Below are 19,010 nucleotides of genomic sequence, written 5' to 3'. Positions count from 1 at the left end.
AACTACCGATATCGGCCAGCCTGCGGAGCCCCATCTGGACGGGCAGGGCCGGTGGACAGCTTCACTTTGTCCAGTCGTGGGGGCAGAAGGGGGGGATACTGGCCAGGATGTGAGCCAAAAAGGCGGTGCCAGATGAACCAGAACAAGGTCGGCGGAGGAAAAAAGCCTGATCTTCGCTCCCGCGCCGAAGCCACGGTCCTCAAGAGGCGCGCAGTGGTCCCCAAAAGCCTGCCTCTCATGCCCGAGGCGGAAGCCCAGAAATTGATCCACGAGCTGCAGGTGCATCAGGTCGAGCTGGAGATGCAGAACGAGGAATTGTCGCGGGCGCGAGCCGAGCTGGAGGCGGCACGGAGGCACTACTTCGACCTCTACCACCTCGCCCCGGTGGGGTATTGCATCCTGTCCCGGGAGGGGTTGGTCCTCGAAGCCAACTACACCGCCGTGAACATGCTGGATCTGGCTTTGTCCACCCTGATCAAAAAACCCATCACGCGGTTCATTTTCGAGGAAGACCAGGACATTTACTATCTGCACCTCAAACAGCTCTATCAGATGAATCGATCAGCCACCTGCGAACTCCGCATGGTGAAAAAGGATGGGACTCCGTTCTGGGTGCAGTTGACGTCCGCACCTCCTGATGCCGTACCAGGGGTGGGTAGTGAGCCTGCGTGCCGAGTGGTGGTCAGCGACATCACGGAGCGGAGAAGGATTCAGGAGGAAAACGCCAAGCTCCAGGCCCAGCTTCACCCCACCAAAAAGGCCCCGAGGAAGGCCACAGGCAAGTTGTGAAGGCGTTTCAGGCAGGGAAGGGGATGCGACCGAAATCCATTTCTGGAGAGAAGAAGGCCCAACCTGCCAGGGTTGCGGGCCTGGTGCCGATCCAGAATGACCCGCAATCCTTTCCCATCGTGGGGATCGGGGCTTCAGCGGGCGGCCTGGAGGCCCTGGACGAATTCCTGAAGCACCTGCCGGCCGACAATCCGCTGGCCCTGGTGGTGATCCAGCATCTCGCCCCGACCCAGCCGGGGATGATGGTGGAGCTGCTCCAGCGGTCCACCCAGAGGAAAGTCCTGCAGGCCCTGGACCGCCAGGCTGTGAAACCCGGCCACATCTATGTCATACCGCCCGGCATGGATCTCTCCATCCTGAGAGGCAAGCTCTTCCTTTTCCCGCCTTCGGAGCCCCATGGACGGCGGCTTCCCATTGATTTCTTCTTCCAGTCCCTGGCCCAGGACCGGACCGTGGGCGCGGTGGGAATCATCTTTTCCGGCATGGGCTCCGATGGGCTGCGCGGGGCGAAGGCCATCAAGGAGAACGGCGGAATCGTCCTCGCCCAGGAACCGGCGTCCGCCCGCTACGACGGCATGCCGGGCAGTGTGGTCAAGGAGGGTCTCGCGGACCTGGTGTCGGCACCGGCCCAGCTTGCGGTGGACCTGATCCGGCTCCTGGAGGGGAAGCTGAGACACCCACACCAGGAACCATTCATTTCCGAACAGGAGCGGAGTTCGTTTGAAAGGATCTGCATCCTGCTGCGGGGCCGCACGGGCCACGATTTCTCACTATACAAGAAGAGCACGATCTACCGGCGGATCGAGCGGCGGATGGGAATCCATGCCATCGATTCCATCTCCGCCTATGTGCGGTTCCTTGAGGGGAACCCGCCGGAGTCGGACATCCTGTTCAAGGAACTGCTCATCGGCGTGACCAGCTTTTTCCGGGATCCGGAGTCCTGGAAACAGCTGGCCGAAGAAGTGCTCCCGGCGCTGATCGCCTCCCGCCCCGAGGGTGGGGTGCTGCGGGCCTGGGTGGCAGGCTGCTCCACGGGGGAGGAAGCCTGTTCCCTGGCCATCACCTTCATGGAGGCCCTGGAGAAGCTGCGTCCGCGGGCGCCCGTCACGCTCCAGGTCTTTGCCACCGACCTGGACCGGGATGCCGTCGAGAAGGGCCGGCAGGGATTCTACGCGCCTGCCGCCATGGCCGGGCTCTCGGACGAGCGGCGGGCGGCGTGGTTCACTCCGGACGAGAACGGATTCCGCCTCCGGAAGGAGATCCGGGAGATGCTGGTGTTCGCCACCCAGGACGTCATCCAGGATCCGCCCTTCATCCGCCTGGATCTGCTTCTCTGCCGGAACCTGTTGATCTACCTCTCCTCCGATCTTCAGAAGCGCGTCCTCCCCCTTTTCCACTACAGCCTGAACCCCGACGGCTGCCTGTTCCTGGGGAGTGCCGAGAGCATCGGCCCCTTCACGGACTTGTTCGTCCCCCTTCCGGGCAAGGCCAGGCTCTTCCACCGGAAGGCGAATTCCCAGACACCCGGGTTTGCCCCGTTCCCCATCACCCCTCCCCTCCCCAGGGAGAGCATTCGCGAGGCCACTGTGCCAAAGACCTCGGTCAATCTCCAGTCCCTTGCAGACCAGGTTCTGCTGCAGCGGTTCGCCCCTCCGGCGGTGCTGTCGTCCGAGGCTGGCGACATCCTCTACATCAGCGGCAAGACCGGCAAGTACCTGGAACCAGCCATGGGGAAAGCGAACTGGAACCTCTTCGCCATGGCCAGGGAGGGACTGCGCGCTGACCTCGGAATGGCGTTCCGCAAGGCCCTGAGCCAGACCGAGCCGGTGGTTGTCCGGGGGCTTCGAGTGGGCGGCAATGGCGGCACCCAGATCGTGGATCTGACGGTCCAGGCCCTGCAGGCCCCTGAAGCGCTGAAGGGCACCGTGATGACGGTCTTCTCGGACCAGCCCGCCGCTCCGCCAGTCAAGTCTTCGAAGGCCGGAAAGAACCTTCCCTCAGATCTGGCCCGGCTGGCGGAGCTGGAGGCGGAGCTGAAGTCAGCCCTGGAGGAACTCCAGAGCAACCGGGAGGAGATGCAGACCTCCCAGGAGGAACTGAAGGCCACCAACGAGGAGCTGCAGTCCACCAACGAGGAGCTGCAGTCCACCAACGAGGAGCTGACCACCTCCAAAGAGGAGCTCCAGTCGCTGAACGAGGAGCTTCAGACGGTGAACGCCGAGCAGCAGTCCAAGGTCGAGGAGCTGTCGGCGACCAACAACGACATGAAGAACCTCCTGGATGCCACGGATATCGCCACGCTCTTCCTGGACGAGCATCTGCATGTCCGCCGCTTCACCAAGGGCGCGACCCGGATCTTCAAGCTCATTCAAAGCGATGTGGGACGGCCGATCACAGACATCGTCAGCAATCTCGACTATCCGGATCTGGAGCGGGACGCCACCGAGGTCCTTCGAACCCTGGTGTTCAGCGAGAGGGAAGTGTCCGCCCAGCAAGGCACAGCCTGGTTCTCGACCCGGATCCTGCCCTATCGGACCATCCAGAATGCCATTGGCGGGGTGGTCGTCACGTTCACGGAGATCACCCGCGCCAAGGCCCTTGAAGCCGAGCTCAGGACGGAAGTCTCGGGCAAGCCCCGGGGAAGGGCACCGCGGCCTAAGACCTGAGTGGGACCATCGGTGGGGAAAGGTCACATCCTGGTCGGCACAAGGTTTCAGCCTTGGCCGCTCGACTCCTTCACTTCGCGGGCGATCCGAAGGATGGTCCCGGCGATATCCTCGGGGGACTGGACGAAATCCACGAAGCCGGTGGCGATGGCGCTCTCGGGCATGTCGGGCTGCAAGGCCGTGTCGAGCCTCTGCGCGATCGTGATGCCTCCGACCTCCTTGATGCCGCGAAGCGCCGCAGCGCCATCCCCGTCGTAGCCGGAGACGATGACTGCGATCAGCTTGCCCTCCCAGTGTTCGGCCAGGGAACGCAGGAAGACCGTGATGACATCGGGCCAGCCCCTGGGCTTCGATATCGGCTTCAAGTGGAAGTTGCCACCAAGCACGTGCAGGTCCCGCTGTTCGGGAATGATGAACACCCGGTTGGGCCGGATGAGCAGATGATCCGTGATCAGCTGGACGGGCATCGCTGTGCAGCCCGGCAGGATCTCGTGGAGCTGGGTGGCGAAGGTCCTTACATGATTGACGATGACGATGGCGACACCCATGTCGCCCGGCAGATGGCGCAACAGCCTGGTATAGGCGTCGAGACCGCCTGCGGAACCGCCGACGCAGACGATGGGGAAATCCCTGGCGGTACCGGCGACGTCCATGGCTCCCCACCCGCAACCTGGCGATTCAAGGATAGTGGGGTAGTCCGGGCGCGGGAACGTCGGAATTCGGCATGCAGCGGGACGGCCCCTCCGGCCGGAATGGCTGCATGCTTGGGGGGGGGCGCCCGGAAGGCCGCTCCACCCCAGCCCAGGAGGCAGCCATGGACATCCCCGAGAAAATGACCCAGGTCCTGGCCAAGGATGGTGTGGTCGCGATCGCCACCCTCGGCCAGGACGGGCCGCATATGGTCAACACGTGGAACAGCTATATCCGCGTGATGGAGGATGGGCGGCTCCTGATCCCTGCGGGCGGCATGCAGCGCACGGAGGCCAATCTGGCCTTCAATGACCACGTGCTCGTCACCCTGGGGAGTTCCAAGGTGGCCGGCCTGCAAGGCACCGGAACCGGCTTCCTGATCAAAGGCAGGGCGGCCTTCATCACGTCGGGACCTGACTTCGAGATGCTCAAGGCCAGGTTCGCCTGGGCCCGGGCGACCTTGGCGATCACCCCGGAGTCCATCACCCAGACGCTCTGAGGGCCCTTCCTGGGCGAAGGTCCCGGCCGATCACGAATTCGCCAACTCCTCGAGGCGCGCCTTGGCCTGCCGTTTCCCCAGGCTTCTCACGGCGGCAATGGCCGCCAGCTGGGCCTGGCGGGGCTTCGATTTCTCCGCTTCCCAGTTGTAGACGGTCTGGGCGGAGACGTTCAGGAGGGCGCCCATCTCGGCGGCGGACAGCCCCAGCTTGTGCCGTTTGCTCGCCAGCCCCTTGGCGCTGAATCTCGTGCGGGTGGCTCCTTCCCCGTCTGCCTGGGGTGCCACCCGTCCCGGTGCTTTCTTCTCCAGACGGGCCACCTGCTTCTCCAGGGAAGCCACCTTCCGCTTCAACGTCGAGAGGTCGGACCGGTACTGGGCAGCGGCCTTCTTGAGGCCTTCCGTTTCAGCCCGCAATTCCTTGCGGGCCAACCGCACGATTTCCACCTTCAGAATGGAAGCAATATTCGGCATCTGGATTCTCCCCCGGGGAGCGTTCGCTTCCGGTTCCCCATGGCCATGTTAGGTCATGTGGATAGGTGCTTTTAAGCCCGACCATGGGAAAACACGCGAAATCCGAAAAAGGTCGTCACATCTTTACGGATGCCAGCACCCCACAGGCTGACGACCTGGCCAGCCCTGGAATCCGGACCACCGGAAGGGGATGGGCATGGACGACTGTTTCCGGGGCCGCGCGGCGGCCCCTGCCGCGGGTGTGCCCGCAGGAGGATTTCATGATCACGAAACTCATTGGTGCCGCCACCCTCTTCGCGGCCGGCTCCCTGGTGGCGGGGGGTTCCACCGCCGTCGCGGCCACGCCCGTGGGCAGCTTCGGCTCGGAGGCGGCCCTGTCCCAGGCCGGGGACTGCGGCTCCAAGGACGCCAAGCCCGACGCGAAGGACAAGGCGAAGACCAAGGACGCGAAGGACGCCAAGGGCAAGGCGAAGGAAGGCGGCTGCGGCGGCGGCGGTGGCTGCGGCAGCGCGGACATGAAGAAGGACAAGAAGGACAAGAAAGAGGGCAGCTGCGGCAAGGACAAGAAGGAAGAGAAGAAGTAGGCAGGAGGCCCCCATGGCACTGGGCCGTTTCATGGGCGTGGGCCTGGGCCTCCGCCGCCCCCATCTGGAGGCGGTGGTGGCCCGGCCGGCCCACGGCGTGCCCTTCTGGGAGACCTGCCCCGAGAACGTGGTCGGGGATGGCGGGCGCCCCCACCGGGACGCCTGCGCCATCCTCGACCGCGACCCCGTCCTCACCCACGGCCTGGCCATCTCCGTGGGCGGCTTCGATCCCTGGGACGGGGACTACCTGCGGGATCTGGGGCGCTTCCTCGTCCGCACGGGGACGCCCTGGCACTCCGAGCACCTCTGCTTCACCAGCGTGGACGGCAGCTGCCTCCACGAGCTGCTGCCCATCCCCTTCACGCGGGAGGCCGTCCGCCACACGGTGGCGCGGGCCCGGGACCTCCAGGCCCGCCTGCCCGTGCCACTCCTCCTGGAGAACATCACCTACTACGCCGAGCTGGGCCGGGCCGAGATGGACGAGGCCGCCTTCATCACCGAGGTGCTGGAGGGGGCCGACGTGGGCTGGCTGCTCGACGTGAACAACGTCTACGTGAATGCCCTCAACTTCGGCTTCGACCCCAAGGCCTGGCTGGCGCGCATGCCCCTGGACCGCGTGGCCCAGTTGCACATCGCGGGTCACAAGCGCTTCGGGGCGCTCACCGTGGATACCCACGGCGCTGACGTCATCGACCCCGTCATCGAGCTGATGCAGTGGACCCTGGCCCGCCTGGGGCGTCCCGTGCCCGTGCTGCTCGAACGCGACAACCACATCCCGGACCTGGAGGACCTGCTGGCGGAGCGGTCCCGCCTCCAGGCCGCCTACGATGAGGTCCTGGCGGTGCCGGTGGGAGGCGGCCATGGCTGAGGCCTTGGCCCTCCAGCGGGCCCTGGCGGCCCTGATACTCGATCCGGAAGGGGCCACCTTCGAGGAGGATCCCGCCAGATTCGCCCGGAGCCACGGGCTGCCCGAGGCGGACGCCCAGAGCTTCCGGCAGTTCAGCGGAGGCCTGGCCGCCTACCGCGAGCTGGCCCGCCTGAGCCTGCTGGACCCCATCGAGGCCATGTTCCCCATCACCAGGGCCCTGCTTGAGCGGGAGGACGCCTGGGAGCCCTGCATCGAGGCCTTCCTCCAGGCGCGCTGCGTGGCCAGCCGGCACTACCGGGACATCGCCCCGGCCTTCCTGGGCTGGCTGGCGGAGACGGGCTGGGGCCAGGCCACCTGGCCCTACCTCCTGGAACTGGCTCACGCCGAGATCCTGGAAGTGCTGGTGGCGCGGTTTCCGGAGACTGATCCTCCTCCGGGGCTCCATCCCGATCCTGGGCCACAGGATCGCCTCGTGCTCCATCCGGCCACCCAGGTGGTGTCGTACCGCCACGCGGTCCACCAGGTGAGCGAAGCCCAGCCCGTGCCCGAGGCATGCCCCACCCACCTGCTGGCCCACCGGGATGCTGAGGGGCAGGCGCAGCTCATGGACCTGACCCCGGCCGCCGCGGCCTTGCTGACCCGGGCCCAGACGGAGAGCCTGGCCGAAGCCATGGCGGCCCTGGGGCTGACGGGCCTGCCTGCCACCTTGAGCCTGCTGAGGGAGTTGCGGGACCGGGGCGCCCTCGCCGGGTTCTTGGCCGCCTCCTGATCCGGTGCATCAGGGGCGCTCCTTCCCGTAGACTCGGAGGCTGGAGGTGTCATGACCCGCAGATGCTCCACCTTGGCTGCGCTGCTGCTCGCGCTGCCGCTGGCCACCCAGACCCTGGCCGCCCAGACCGCTGCCCCCGCCAAGAAACGGGCTCAACGCCCCAAAAAGAAAGCGCCTGCCATGATCACGACCCTGACCGGCCTCCAGTACCTCGACACCCAGGTCGGCACGGGGGCCTCGCCCCAGCCCGGCCAGCGCTGCTCGGTCCACTACACGGGCTGGCTCTCGGACCACGGGAAGAAGGGCAAGAAGTTCGACAGCTCCGTGGATCGCGGCGAGCCGCTGGTCTTTCCCGTCGGCGTGGGCCGCGTCATCAAGGGCTGGGACGAGGGGCTGCTGACCATGAAGGTGGGCGGCAAGCGCACCCTCGTCATCCCGGCGGCCCTGGGCTACGGCGCCCGCGGCGCGGGCGGCGAGATCCCGCCCAACGCCGAGCTGATCTTCGATGTGGAGCTGCTGGGGATCCAGTAGCGATCAGTCAAAGGCCAGGGCCTGGGCCAGGTCGGCGCGCAGGTCCTGCACGTCCTCCAGGCCCACGGAGAGCCGGATGAGGTCGTCGGTGATGCCGGCCCGGCGGCGGGCTTCCGGCGTCATGGAGGCGTGGGTCATGGAGGCGGGATGCGCCACCAGCGATTCCACGCCCCCCAGGCTCTCGGCCAGCGTGAACCAGCGCAGCTTCCGGAGCACGTGGTTCAGCCGCTCGGCGCCGCCCTCCGCCAGCTCGAAGCTGAGCATGGCGCCGAAGCCCCGCTGCTGCCGCTTCGCGAGCTCGTGCTGCGGATGGCCGGGCAGGCCCGGGAAGTGGACCTTGCCCACGGCGGGATGGGCGGCCAGGAACTCCGCCAGCACCTGGGCCGTGGCCTCGTGCTGGCGCATGCGCAGGGGCAGGGTCTTCAGGCCGCGCAGCACCAGGAAGCAGTCGTGGGGCGCTTGCGAGGTGCCCAGCAGGTTGTTCCCGCTCTGGATCTGCTGGGTGAGGGCCAGGCGGCCGGGCCCCGCCACCACGGCGCCGCCCACCACGTCGCTGTGGCCGTTGAGGTACTTGGTCGTGGAGTGGATGACGAGGTCGGCGCCGAGGTCGAAGGGGCGCTGGAGGTAGGGCGACAGGAACGTGTTGTCCACGGCCACCAGGCAGTCCGGCTGGCGGTGGCCCAGCTCCGCCACGGCGGCGATGTCCGTGAGCCGCAGCAGGGGATTCGAGGGGGTCTCGATCCAGATCATGCGCGTGTTGGGCCGGAGGGCCGCCTCGACCGCCGGGAGGTCCGCCAGGTCCAGGTAGGTGACCTCCAGGCCGTAGAAGCGCTGGGCATGCTCCAGCAGGCGGAAGGTGCCTCCGTAGCAGTCCACGGTGGAGATGAGGTGGCTGCCATGGGGCAGCAGGTTGAGAGCCACGAGAATGGCACTCATGCCCGTGCTGGTGCAGGTGGCGCCATGGCCGCCCTCCAGCAGGGCGAGGGCCTCCTCCAGGGCCGCCCGGGTGGGGTTGCCGCTGCGGGTGTAGTCGTAGCCCGCGTTGGTGCAGATGTCCTTGAAGGCGAAGGTGGATGAGAGGTACAGCGGGGGCATGACCGATCCGTAGGCCGGGTCGGGCTGCACGCCCGCATGCACACACTGGGTGGCCGGGCCCGCGCCCGGCACCAGCTCCGGCCGGCGGCTCCACCCGGCCCGGCTCTCCCGGGCCGGGGGCTGGATGCTGAAGTGGTAGGCCGGGTTGCCCGGCACGTTGGTATCGAGGTACTGCTCGCTCATGAAAGCCTCCTGGAAGGGAGGACCTCCGTCGTTCCATTGCGATCCAAAAACAGAGAAGGGGCCCGATGACTCGGGCCCCTTCGCATGTCAGCTTCTGACACGTCAGCATCTCTCCGCAATCGCTTGCGGCAGGAATTGGCACCTTGCTTTCGCAGGTTGCCAAGGTTTCACAGGGCCCGTCCCTCCACCTTTCTGGATATCGCGTGATGAAACTGGCAAAGATCCTGTGTTCCAACAGTATCTGACGGGCCGGGCCCCCTGCCAAGGGGATTCAGATGACGTAGTCGGAACCCTGGGGGCGGTCGAGGAGGTACCGGGTCAGGTCCAGGTACTGCCGGGCGCCGGTCACGGCCTCGGCCAGATCCAGGAACTCGTCTTCGGTGTGAGCCACCCGGATGGAGCCTGGGCCGGTCATCACCACGAACCGGCTCCGGGCCAGGTTGCGCAGGGTGGGAGCGTCCGAGCCGAAGGGCACGGGGGCCGTGGGGAACCCCTCCAGGCGGGGGAACACCTCGGGGCCGCGCTCGAATAGGACATCCACTTCGCCCACCTCCGGCCGCAGCCGCTGCACGTCCTGCACGAAGGTGCTCCCCGCCACCGTCCGGGCGAACAGGCGGGTCTCGGCCTCGTCCGGCACGACGTTGATGGCCCGGCCCGTCTTCAGCGTGCCGAGGTTCCAGACTTCGGGTCCGAGGACGGGATCCACGCGCCCGGGGAGCCGGCGCAGATCGCTGATCCAGTCGAACATGGGGAAGGCGGCGTTGAGGCCCTCCTCGGGTGTGCCGCTGTGGGCGGCCCTCCCGCGGCAGCGCAGGCAGAGGTGGGCGGAGCCGCGCTGGCCCGTGGCCAGCACATTGCCGGTGGGCTCGCCGTTGATGACGCCGAGCAGGTCTGGGAGGGTCCGCTTCAGGTCCAGGGCGATCCGGGCGCCGAGGCTGTCCGTCTCCTCGCCCACCACGCCTAGGAAGGCGAGGTCCCGGCGGCCCTCGGCCAGCAGCAGGCGGATCGTCTCCATCATCGTGGCCAGGATGCCCTTGGCGTCGCAGGTGCCGCGTCCCCAGAGGCGGCCGGCCTCCCGCCGGGGGGGCAGGTAGGGCGGCACGGTGTCGAGGTGGGTGCTGAAGAGCAGCTTGGGGTCGCCCCAGGTGGCCAGCAGGTTCCGGCGGCCGCCTTCCACCGTCTGCCACAGCACCCGCGCGCCGAGGTCGCGGAACATTCCCGTGAGGAGGGGGATCAGGGCCGCCTCCTGCCCGGTGGTGGAATCCACCTGGCAGAGCTGGAGGGTCCACCGGGCGATGCGCTCGGGATCGGGCTGCGGGACCGTCATGGTGTCCATCCCCCGTGAAGGCGGCCCTGGTAGACGGCCTGGACCGGGCCCGTCATGAGGATGCGGCCCTGGTCCGTGAAGGCGATGTCGATGGCGCCGCCCGGCATGAGCACCCGGAGGCGGTCCTCCACCAGCCCGAGCCTCCGGCAGGCCGCCGCGGCGGCGCAGCTGCTGCTGCCGGAGGCCAGCGTGTAGCCGGCGCCCCGCTCCCAGATCTCGATGCGGATGTGCCGCCGGTCAACCACCTCCACCAGCTGGACGTTCACCCGGTTGGGGAAGTCGGGATGCCGCTCGATGCGGGGGCCGAGCCGCTGGGCCTCGGCGGCGGACACGCTCCCGGGGAAGAGCACGCAGTGGGGGTTGCCCACGCTCAGGGCGGTGATGGTGACGGGCCCCGTGGGCAGGAAGAGGGGGACCTGCAGGACCTCCAGGTGGGCCGCGAGCCCTGTGAAGGGGATGTCGCCCGCCCGGAAGGCCGGCAGGCCCATGTCCACCTGCACCAGGCTCCCATCCGGGGCCAGATACTGGACCTCCGCGGTCCCGCTTGTGGTGTGGATGCGGCAACCGGCCCCGTGGACATGGCCCGCCTCCAGCAGGTACCGGGCGAAGATGCGCAGCCCGTTCCCGCTCTTCTCCGATTCGCTGCCATCGGGGTTGAAGATCCGGAGGCCGAAGGCCTGCGGGTCGCCCGGAACGGGCAGCGGGCCGAGGAGGAGGCCATCGGAGCCGATGCCGCGGTGGCGGTCGCAGAGGGCCTGGACGAGCCGGGCCTCCAAATCGAAGGCCGTCCGCGTGGGATCGATCACGAGGTAGTCGTTCCCGAGCGCATGGAACTTGGAGAAGGCGAGGTCGTTCGGCATGGAGTCCATCCTGGGGTTGAAGACTGGCATCCCGAGGGCTTCAGACCCTCGACGGCATCAGCGGCAACACACCCGGCAGATCATGCGAACCCTTCCGAAGATGAAGGAGCCTAGCACCCGGATGTGCCGGCGGCAACCCGGGCCTCCCCGGGATCTCCGCCGGGCCGGGGGCCTTCAGAGGGTGATGCGGGTTCCCAGCACCTGCAGGAACTGGGCGAGCCAGGCGGGATGGGCGGGCCAGGCGGGGGCGGTGACGAGGTTGCCATCCGTGACGGCGCCGTCGATGGCGATGTCGGCGTAGGTCCCCTTGGCCACCTCCACCTCGGCGCGGCAGGCGGGATAGGCCGAGCAGGTGCGGCCCTCCAGCACGCCTGCGGCGGAGAGGATCTGGGCGCCGTGGCAGATGGCCGCCACGGGCTTCTTCGCGGTGAAGAAGTGGCGGACGATCTCCAGCACCTTGGGATTGAGGCGCAGGTATTCCGGGGCGCGGCCGCCGGGGATCACGAGGGCGTCGTACTGGTCGGGCCGGAGGTCCGTGAAATCGGCATTGAGGGCGAAGCGGTGGCCGGGCTTCTCGGAATAGGTCTGGTGCCCTTCGAAGTCGTGGATGGCCGTGGCGATGGACTCGCCGGCCTTCTTGCCGGGGCAGACGGCATGCACCGTGTGGCCCACGGCCAGCAGGGCCTGGAAGGGCACCATGATTTCGTAGTCTTCTCCGAAATCGCCCACGAGCATGAGGATCTTCTTCGCGGCCATGACTGCCTCCTGGAAGAGAAACGGCCCTGATGATACGCGCTCATATGCGAAAAAGCCCCGCCGAAGGCGGGGCTTTTTCATGCCGCCTGGCGGCGGTGATCAGGCTTTCTGATAGACCTCGGCGCCTTTCTTCACGAACGTCTCCGCCATCTCCTCCATGCCCTTCTTCAGGGCCTCCTCCTCGTTGTATCCGTGCGCCTCCGCGTACTGCCGCACGTCGTCAGAGATCTTCATGGAGCAGAAGTGGGGGCCGCACATGGAGCAGAAGTGGGCGGACTTGGCGCCTTCGGCGGGCAGGGTCTCGTCGTGGAACTCGCGGGCGGTGTCGGGGTCCAGGGCCAGGTTGAACTGATCCTCCCAGCGGAACTCGAAGCGGGCCTTGCTCATGGCGTCGTCCCAGAGGCGGGCGCCAGGATGGCCCTTGGCGAGATCAGCGGCGTGGGCGGCGATCTTGTAGGTGATGACGCCGTCCTTCACGTCCTTCTTGTTGGGCAGGCCCAGGTGCTCCTTGGGCGTCACGTAGCACAGCATGGCGCAGCCGTACCAGCCGATCATGGCGGCGCCGATGGCCGACGTGATGTGGTCGTAGCCCGGCGCGATGTCCGTGGTGAGGGGCCCCAGGGTGTAGAACGGCGCCTCGTCGCAGACTTCCAGCTGCTTGGTCATGTTCTCCTGGATGAGGTGCATGGGCACGTGGCCGGGGCCCTCGATCATCACCTGCACGTCGTGCTTCCAGGCGATCTTGGTGAGCTCGCCCAGGGTCTCCAGCTCGCCGAACTGGGCCTCGTCGTTGGCGTCCGCCGTGCTGCCGGGACGCAGCCCGTCGCCCAAGGAGAAGGCCACGTCGTAAGCCTTCATGATCTCGCAGATCTCCTCGAAGTGCGTGTAGAGGAAGTTCTCCTTGTGGTGGGCCAGGCACCACTTGGCGAGGATGGAGCCGCCGCGGGACACGATGCCCGTGACGCGCTTGGCGGTCAGGGGCACGTAGCGCAGGAGCACGCCGGCGTGGATGGTGAAGTAGTCCACGCCCTGCTCGGCCTGCTCGATGAGCGTGTCGCGGTAGATCTCCCAGGTGAGGTCCTCGGCCTTGCCGTTCACCTTCTCGAGCGCCTGGTAAATGGGCACAGTGCCGATGGGCACGGGGCTGTTGCGCAGAATCCACTCGCGGGTCTCGTGGATGTTCTTGCCGGTGCTGAGGTCCATGACCGTGTCGGCGCCCCAGCGGATGGACCAGGCCATCTTCTCGACCTCCTCCTCGATGCTGGAGGCCACGGCGCTGTTGCCGATGTTGGCGTTGATCTTCACCAGGAAGTTCCGCCCGATGATCATCGGCTCGGTCTCCGGATGGTTGATGTTGGCGGGGATGATGGCGCGGCCCCGGGCCACCTCATCACGCACGAACTCGGGCGTGATGCGGCTCTTGAGGCCCGCGGCCTCGCGGCCCAGGTTCTCGCGGATGGCGATGAACTCCATCTCCGGTGTGACGGTGCCCTGCCGGGCGTAGTGCAGCTGGGTGACGTTGCAGCCGGCCTTGGCGCGCAGGGGCTTGCGGTCCGCGTGGAAGCGGATGGCGTCCAGCTCCTGGTCCCGCTCCCGCAGCTTGCGGTAGAGGCTGGTGGCGCCGGGCAGCGCCTCCACGTCGCCCCGGCCCAGGATCCAGTCCTGGCGGAGCGGGTTCAGGCCCTTGGCCACGTCGATGGTGACGGTGGGGTCCGTGTAGGGGCCCGAGGTGTCATAGAGCACCACGGGCGCGTTCTCCGTGAGCTGGTCCTTGAAGTCGCGGGTGGGCTGGAGGCTGACCTGACGGAAGGGCACCCGGACACCGGGCTGGGTGCCGGCCACGTGGATCTTGGTGGAGGCGGGGAAGGGCTGGAGGCAGGCCGCCAGGGCCGTGCCGTCCACAGGGGCAGAACCGGATTGCATGGTCATGAAAACTCCGGACTTGGTGAAATCGGGCGGGAATTGATCCCCGAATCAGCAAGTTTATCGCGCGGGGGCTGGGGCGACGAATTCAAAGATTGTCACGGTCGTGTCGGATCCCCGGCTGCTGGACGGATGCGTGATAATCAACTCCCCGGAGGGATCATGCCTCGACGCGCCCTGTTCATCAGCAGCCTGGCCCTGAGCCTGGTGGCTGCGCCCAGGCCCCAGGAGGATCCCGTCATGAAGGCCCGCGCCCAGCGGGCCTCGGCGCAGGGGATTTCCGAGGGTGATCTGCCGCCGGTGCCGCGGGGCATCATCGAGCCGCCGCCCCTGCCGCCGCCGGAGGCCCACGTCAAGGACACCCGGAAGGGCCGGCGCTCCGCGAGCAAAGCGAAGCACCGGAAAGGGAAGTCCGTGGCGAAGAAGGGGCGGGGTGTGAGATCCAAGCCCAAAACACCCCAGGGGAAGGCGAAATGAGGATCGGCGTCCTCACCTCCGGCGGGGACGCTCCGGGAATGAACGCCGCGATCCGCGCCGCGGTGCGCCAGGCGGATGCCCTCGGGCACGAGGCCTGGGGCATCCGGCAGGGCTTCCAGGGGGTGCTGGAGAAGGACTGGGCGCCCATGCCCACCCGGGCCTGCGCCAACATCCTGCAGCGGGGCGGCACGGTGCTGCACACGGCCCGCTGCCCCGAGTTCCTCGAGATCCACCGGCGGGCGGATGCCGCCGCGAACCTCCGGGAGGCGGGCATCCAGGCCCTGGTGATCATCGGCGGGGATGGCAGCTTCCGGGGCGCCGAGGCGCTCCAGCGGGAGCAGGGCATCCTCTGCGCCGGCATCCCGGGCACCATCGACAACGACCTGCCGGGCACGGACCGCACCCTGGGCTTCGACACGGCGCTGAATACCGCCGTGGAGGCCATTGACCGGATCCGCGACACGGCCTCGGCCCACGGACGCCTGTTCCTGGTGGAGGTCATGGGGCGCAGCTCCGGCATGCTGGCCGTCCATACGGCCCTGGCCTGCGGGGCCGAGGCGGTGCTCTATCCCGAGTCCCCGGACGATTCCTACCAGGCCCTGGTGGCCCGGCTCCACGCCAACTGGCTCCGGGGCAAGCGCAGCTCCATCGTGGTGGTGGCCGAGGGGGATGATCTGGGCAATGCCATGGTCGTGGGCGCGCGGCTCCGGCGCGACTACGGGCTGGACCTGCGGGTGGTGGTGCTCGGCCACATCCAGCGGGGTGGCAGTCCTTCGGCCCTGGATCGCATCTGGGGCAGTCGCTGGGGCGCCGAGGCCGTGCGTCGCCTGGCCGCGGGCGAAGGCGGCTTCTATCTGGGCGAGGTGGCCGGAGCCCTGGCGGTCCAACCCCTGGCCCGCATCCTGGATCCCCGGCCCGCCCCGCCGGGAGACATGGGTGAGCTGGTGGACATCCTTTCACGCTAGGCAGCTTGTGACAGGTGCGGGGACCGTGGTTCCCTGGAGGGGCCGCGCGGCGGCGGGAGGTCGGTGATGCCGGATAGCCAGAAAGATTCCTTGGTTGCCGTTGTGATCTCGACGTCGCCTGCGGCGATACGCGAGACCTCCCGCAATGGGGCATCCAGGATGGAGGCATGATGTCGGGCACGACCCACACTCAATCCCTAGTCGCCGTCGTTATGGCTGGGGGCCGCGGCACGCGGTTCTGGCCCCGCAGCCGCAATGCCCGGCCCAAGCAGTTCCTGGCCATCGTGGGCACGGAGACCCTGCTGCATCAGACCGTCCGCCGGCTGGACGGGCATGTGGCCCCCGAGCGGATCTTCGTGGTGACCACGGAGGATCTGGCCGCCGAGACCCGGCGCATGCTGCCGGAGCTGCCCCCGGAGAACGTGATCGTGGAGCCCGAGGGCCGCAACACGGCCCCCTGCCTGGCCCTGGCCCTGGTCCAGATCGAGCGGAAGTTCCCCCAGGGCGTGATGGCCGTGCTCTCGGCCGACCACTGGATCGGCGACCGGGAGCTTTTCCTGGAGGACCTGGACACCGCCGTGAAGCACGCCGCCTGGGAGCGGGAGCTGGTCACCTTCGGCATCAAGCCCACCTATCCCGAGACGGGCTACGGCTACATCGAATCCGAGGGCCACGGCCCCGTGCAGAAGGTCGTGGCCTTCCGCGAGAAGCCCCCGGTGGAGGTGGCCGTCCAGTACCTCGAATCGGGCCGTCACTACTGGAATGCCGGCATGTTCGTGTGGACCCTGGCGGACTTCCGCGAGGGCCTGCTGAAGCACGCCCCTGAGGTGCTGGCGCCCCTCGATGCCTGGGTGAAGGCCGGCGCGGATCCGGTAGCCCTGGCGGCGGCCTACCGCCACCTGCCCAAGGTGGCCATCGATGTGGCGCTCATGGAGAAGGCGGAGACGGTCGCCGTGGTGCCCACGCGGTTCCGCTGGTCCGACGTGGGCTCGTGGCCCGCCGCCATCGAGTTCCAGGAGACGGATGCCGAGGGCAACGTGAGCCAGGGCGAAACGCTGCTCCTGGACACGCGGAACAGCGCCTTCTTCGGCGGCAGGCGGCTCATCGCCGCCAGCGGCGTGGACGACCTCATCGTGGTGGACGACGACGATGCCCTCCTCATCTGCCACCGGGACCGCGCCCAGACCGTCAAGCAGATCGTCGAGCGCCTCAAGGCCGAGGGCCGCGAGGACCTGCTCTAAGCTGAGAACTGAAGACTGAGGACTGAGGACTGACCATGCAGCGACCCGACACCCTCCATGTGGACAAGCCCTGGGGCTGTTTTGATCAGTACGCCCTGAACCTGCCCTGCACGGTGAAGATCCTTACCTGCAATCCGGGCCAGAAGCTGAGCCTCCAGCGCCACACGCACCGGGGCGAGTTGTGGGTGGTGCTCGATCCCGGCGTGGTGGTGGATCGCGACGGCGTGGAGCTCCGGCCGGCCGTGGGGGAGGAGATCTGGCTGCCCCAGGGCAGCACCCACCGCCTGCGTTGCGACGCCGCCACGGGCCACCCCGTGCGGGTGCTCGAGGTGAGCCTCGGCACCTTCGACGAGGCCGACATCGAGCGGCTCCAGGATGACTACGGGCGCCGCTGATGCGCCGCTTCAGCCTGCTGTTCCTGGCCACCCTGCCGCTGCTGGCCCAGAGCGGCGAGGAGATCCTCGCCCGGGTGGACAAGCTGCGCCATCCTTGGCCCGTCTTCAGCGTGGAGCTGACGATGAAGGTCCCGAAGGCCGCCCAGCGCTGGAAGGTGTCCGCCCGGGAGAACGGCGATGCGCGCCTGGACGGCCTCTCGGAGAAAGAGAAGGGCCGGGCCGTCCTGCTGCGGGGCGATGAGATGTGGCTGCTGCTGCCGGGCACGAAGCGGCCGGTGAAGGTCACGCCCCAGCAGCGCATGATGGGCCCGGCGGCGGGCGGGGATGTGGCCCGCACCCGCTTCCGGGAGGACTACAGTGTGCAGGCGGTGGCCGAGGAGCCCCTGGAGGGCCAGGCCTGCTGGCGCCTGGAGCTGGCGGCGAAGCGACCGGCCCTCAGTGCCCGCCAGGTCGTCCTGTGGGTCGCGAAGGAGGGCTCGCTGCCTCAGAAGGCCGAATTCCGGCTCGCCTCGGGGCGGCTGGCTCGCACGGCCCGCTTCGGCCCGCCAGTCCAGGTCCACGGCCAGCCCGTGCTGTCGTGGCTGGAGATCGAGGAGGCCGGCGGGGCCGCGGTCAGGCTGACCTTCGGGAACTGGGTCCGGGGCGGGGTGGCGCCGGGGGCCTTCGACCTCCCCGGCACCGACCGGTGATAGACTGGTCAGTGAGGTGCCCGCAAGGGCTTCCCGCCACCAACCATCCCACCAATCGATCCCAGTCCCGTCCGCGGGGCTCCCGCTAAAAAACCCCACCACTCGAAATCCCGCCAAACTTACCCTCACGAAGCGCCCGCACCTCCGGGCGCTTCCTTTTTGGGGGGCACCGGGGGCGCAATCAGCGCTCGGACCCGGTGGAACCCGCTGGCACAATGGAAGGATTCGGAGGATTTATGTCCACGCCCAAGCTCGGTCCCGTCGGCAGCTATGTGAAGCAGCATTTCCGGCACTTCAACGCCGCGGCCCTGATCGACGCCGCCGAGGGCTACCGGGTCTACCTGGAGCAGGGCGGGAAGATGATGGTGACGCTGGGCGGCGCCATGAGCACCGCCGAGCTGGGCCTCTCCTTCGCCGAGATGATCCGCCAGGACAAGGTGCACCTCATCGTCTGCACCGGCGCCAACCTGGAAGAGGACATCTTCAACCTGGTGGCCCACGACTTCTACGAGCGCGTGCCCCACTACCGGGACCTGACGCCCCAGGACGAGAAGGCCCTCCTGGACCGCCACATGAACCGCGTGACCGACACCTGCATCCCCGAGATGGAGGCCATGCGCCGCATGGAGAAGGCCATGCTCGAGGTGTGGATGGAGGCCGACGCCAAGGGTGAGCGCTACTTCCCCCACGAGTTCCTCCAGAAGGTGCTGAAGAGCGGGAAATACAAGGAGTACTACCAGATCGACCCCAAGCACAGCTGGATGCTCGCCGCCCTCGAGAAGAACGTGCCCATCGTGGTGCCGGGCTGGGAGGACAGCACCCTGGGCAACATGTTCGCCGCCGCCGTCATCCGCGGGGATGTGAAGAACGTCCACACCGTGCGCACCGGCATCGAGTACATGACCTGGCTCGCCAAGCACTATCAGGAGGTCACCAAGACCTCGACGCTGGGCATGTTCCAGATCGCCGGCGGCATCTCCGGCGACTTCCCCATCTGCGTGGTACCCATGCTGCACCAGGATCTGGAGCTGACGGAAGTGCCGCTCTGGGGCTACTTCTGCCAGATCAGCGACTCGACCACCAGCTACGGCTCGTACTCGGGCGCCGTGCCCAACGAGAAGATCACCTGGGGCAAGCTGGGCATCGACACCCCGAAGTTCATCATCGAGAGCGACGCCACCATCGTGGCCCCCCTGGTCTTCGCGTACCTGCTGGGGTGGTAGCTGTCAGCT

20 protein-coding genes and 1 riboswitch are annotated in these 19,010 nt (G+C 67.7%); of the genes, 13 read left to right on the top strand and 7 right to left on the bottom strand.

The features are described from left to right. Positions 1–132 precede the first annotated feature (132 nt). Together QSJ30_RS08550 and QSJ30_RS08545 are read left to right on the top strand one after the other, a co-directional pair. Positions 133–789 carry a PAS domain-containing protein gene (locus QSJ30_RS08550; RefSeq protein WP_285608360.1) on the top strand — a complete coding sequence of 219 codons (657 nt, stop codon included), beginning with the start codon at positions 133–135 and terminating at the stop codon, positions 787–789. Positions 790–812: 23 nt separating this feature from the next. Continuing rightward, the gene (locus QSJ30_RS08545) at positions 813–3,455 is read left to right on the top strand and encodes a chemotaxis protein CheB (protein ID WP_476620518.1); all 2,643 of its coding nucleotides are present in this window, start codon (positions 813–815) and stop codon (positions 3,453–3,455) included. A gap of 47 nt (positions 3,456–3,502) precedes the next feature. Here QSJ30_RS08545 and QSJ30_RS08540 read toward each other — a convergent pair whose 3' ends face one another. After that, positions 3,503–4,108 carry a chemotaxis protein CheB gene (locus tag QSJ30_RS08540; RefSeq protein ID WP_285608356.1) on the bottom strand — a complete coding sequence of 202 codons (606 nt, stop codon included), beginning with the start codon at positions 4,106–4,108 and terminating at the stop codon, positions 3,503–3,505. Between the two features lie 161 nt (positions 4,109–4,269). Between QSJ30_RS08540 and QSJ30_RS08535 the strand changes: the two genes are divergently transcribed. Continuing rightward, positions 4,270–4,644, top strand: a complete 375-nt coding sequence (locus tag QSJ30_RS08535) for a pyridoxamine 5'-phosphate oxidase family protein (RefSeq protein ID WP_285608354.1) — start codon at positions 4,270–4,272, stop codon at positions 4,642–4,644. Between the two features lie 30 nt (positions 4,645–4,674). Here QSJ30_RS08535 and QSJ30_RS08530 read toward each other — a convergent pair whose 3' ends face one another. Continuing rightward, positions 4,675–5,079, bottom strand: coding sequence for a helix-turn-helix domain-containing protein (locus QSJ30_RS08530; RefSeq protein WP_285608352.1), 405 nt, complete (start codon positions 5,077–5,079; stop codon positions 4,675–4,677). Between the two features lie 296 nt (positions 5,080–5,375). Here QSJ30_RS08530 and QSJ30_RS08525 point away from each other — a divergent pair, with 296 nt between their 5' ends. Genes QSJ30_RS08525 through QSJ30_RS08510 form a run of 4 tightly spaced genes read left to right on the top strand, consistent with a single transcriptional unit; the run spans position 5,376 to position 7,867 of the window. Beyond that, positions 5,376–5,699 carry a hypothetical protein gene (locus QSJ30_RS08525; RefSeq protein ID WP_285608350.1) on the top strand — a complete coding sequence of 108 codons (324 nt, stop codon included), beginning with the start codon at positions 5,376–5,378 and terminating at the stop codon, positions 5,697–5,699. Positions 5,700–5,712: 13 nt separating this feature from the next. Then, positions 5,713–6,567 carry an MbnB/TglH/ChrH family RiPP precursor modification enzyme gene (locus tag QSJ30_RS08520; RefSeq protein ID WP_285608348.1) on the top strand — a complete coding sequence of 285 codons (855 nt, stop codon included), beginning with the start codon at positions 5,713–5,715 and terminating at the stop codon, positions 6,565–6,567. Beyond that, positions 6,560–7,336 (top strand): HvfC family peptide modification chaperone, encoded by a 777-nt coding sequence (locus QSJ30_RS08515; protein WP_285608346.1) that lies wholly within the window; start codon positions 6,560–6,562, stop codon positions 7,334–7,336. Before QSJ30_RS08520 ends, QSJ30_RS08515 begins: the two co-directional genes overlap by 8 nt. A gap of 51 nt (positions 7,337–7,387) precedes the next feature. Then, positions 7,388–7,867 (top strand): FKBP-type peptidyl-prolyl cis-trans isomerase, encoded by a 480-nt coding sequence (locus QSJ30_RS08510; RefSeq protein ID WP_309559876.1) that lies wholly within the window; start codon positions 7,388–7,390, stop codon positions 7,865–7,867. Between the two features lie 3 nt (positions 7,868–7,870). Here the strand turns inward: QSJ30_RS08510 and QSJ30_RS08505 are convergent, their stop codons facing one another. The 5 genes from QSJ30_RS08505 to thiC form a co-directional block, all read right to left on the bottom strand. After that, complete coding sequence (locus QSJ30_RS08505) at positions 7,871–9,145, bottom strand: trans-sulfuration enzyme family protein (protein ID WP_285608344.1); 1,275 nt, start codon at positions 9,143–9,145, stop codon at positions 7,871–7,873. A gap of 102 nt (positions 9,146–9,247) precedes the next feature. Further along, positions 9,248–9,348, bottom strand: a riboswitch (SAM riboswitch). Between the two features lie 68 nt (positions 9,349–9,416). Further along, positions 9,417–10,472 carry a M20 family metallopeptidase gene (locus QSJ30_RS08500; protein ID WP_285608341.1) on the bottom strand — a complete coding sequence of 352 codons (1,056 nt, stop codon included), beginning with the start codon at positions 10,470–10,472 and terminating at the stop codon, positions 9,417–9,419. After that, positions 10,469–11,332, bottom strand: a complete 864-nt coding sequence (dapF, locus tag QSJ30_RS08495) for a diaminopimelate epimerase (RefSeq protein ID WP_285608339.1) — start codon at positions 11,330–11,332, stop codon at positions 10,469–10,471. The genes QSJ30_RS08500 and dapF overlap by 4 nt, the downstream gene beginning before the upstream one ends. Positions 11,333–11,506: 174 nt before the next feature. Next, positions 11,507–12,088: a DJ-1/PfpI family protein gene (locus QSJ30_RS08490; protein ID WP_285608337.1), complete on the bottom strand. Its 582-nt coding sequence runs from the start codon at positions 12,086–12,088 to the stop codon at positions 11,507–11,509. A 99-nt stretch (positions 12,089–12,187) separates the two neighbouring features. Continuing rightward, a complete protein-coding gene (thiC, locus tag QSJ30_RS08485; RefSeq protein WP_285608335.1) occupies positions 12,188–14,017 on the bottom strand; it encodes a phosphomethylpyrimidine synthase ThiC in 1,830 nt (609 codons plus the stop codon). A 156-nt stretch (positions 14,018–14,173) separates the two neighbouring features. Here thiC and QSJ30_RS08480 point away from each other — a divergent pair, with 156 nt between their 5' ends. The 6 genes from QSJ30_RS08480 to QSJ30_RS08455 all read left to right on the top strand — a co-directional run bounded on the left by QSJ30_RS08480 (position 14,174) and on the right by QSJ30_RS08455 (position 19,001). Beyond that, positions 14,174–14,488 carry a hypothetical protein gene (locus QSJ30_RS08480; protein ID WP_285608334.1) on the top strand — a complete coding sequence of 105 codons (315 nt, stop codon included), beginning with the start codon at positions 14,174–14,176 and terminating at the stop codon, positions 14,486–14,488. Continuing rightward, positions 14,485–15,453 (top strand): ATP-dependent 6-phosphofructokinase, encoded by a 969-nt coding sequence (locus QSJ30_RS08475; protein WP_285608332.1) that lies wholly within the window; start codon positions 14,485–14,487, stop codon positions 15,451–15,453. Before QSJ30_RS08480 ends, QSJ30_RS08475 begins: the two co-directional genes overlap by 4 nt. A gap of 170 nt (positions 15,454–15,623) precedes the next feature. Then, complete coding sequence (locus QSJ30_RS08470) at positions 15,624–16,694, top strand: mannose-1-phosphate guanylyltransferase (protein ID WP_285608330.1); 1,071 nt, start codon at positions 15,624–15,626, stop codon at positions 16,692–16,694. A 35-nt stretch (positions 16,695–16,729) separates the two neighbouring features. Beyond that, the gene (locus tag QSJ30_RS08465; protein WP_285608328.1) at positions 16,730–17,089 is read left to right on the top strand and encodes a phosphomannose isomerase type II C-terminal cupin domain; all 360 of its coding nucleotides are present in this window, start codon (positions 16,730–16,732) and stop codon (positions 17,087–17,089) included. Next, a complete protein-coding gene (locus QSJ30_RS08460) occupies positions 17,089–17,778 on the top strand; it encodes an outer membrane lipoprotein-sorting protein (RefSeq protein WP_285608326.1) in 690 nt (229 codons plus the stop codon). The genes QSJ30_RS08465 and QSJ30_RS08460 overlap by 1 nt, the downstream gene beginning before the upstream one ends. A gap of 236 nt (positions 17,779–18,014) precedes the next feature. Continuing rightward, positions 18,015–19,001 (top strand): deoxyhypusine synthase family protein, encoded by a 987-nt coding sequence (locus QSJ30_RS08455; protein ID WP_285608325.1) that lies wholly within the window; start codon positions 18,015–18,017, stop codon positions 18,999–19,001. The last annotated feature ends 9 nt before the right edge of the window (positions 19,002–19,010 follow it).

Origin of the sequence: Geothrix edaphica (genome assembly GCF_030268045.1) — a bacterium.
In the GTDB taxonomy this organism is placed as follows: Bacteria; Acidobacteriota; Holophagae; order Holophagales; family Holophagaceae; genus Geothrix; species Geothrix edaphica.
This window is presented reverse-complemented; position numbering and strand designations above follow the sequence as displayed.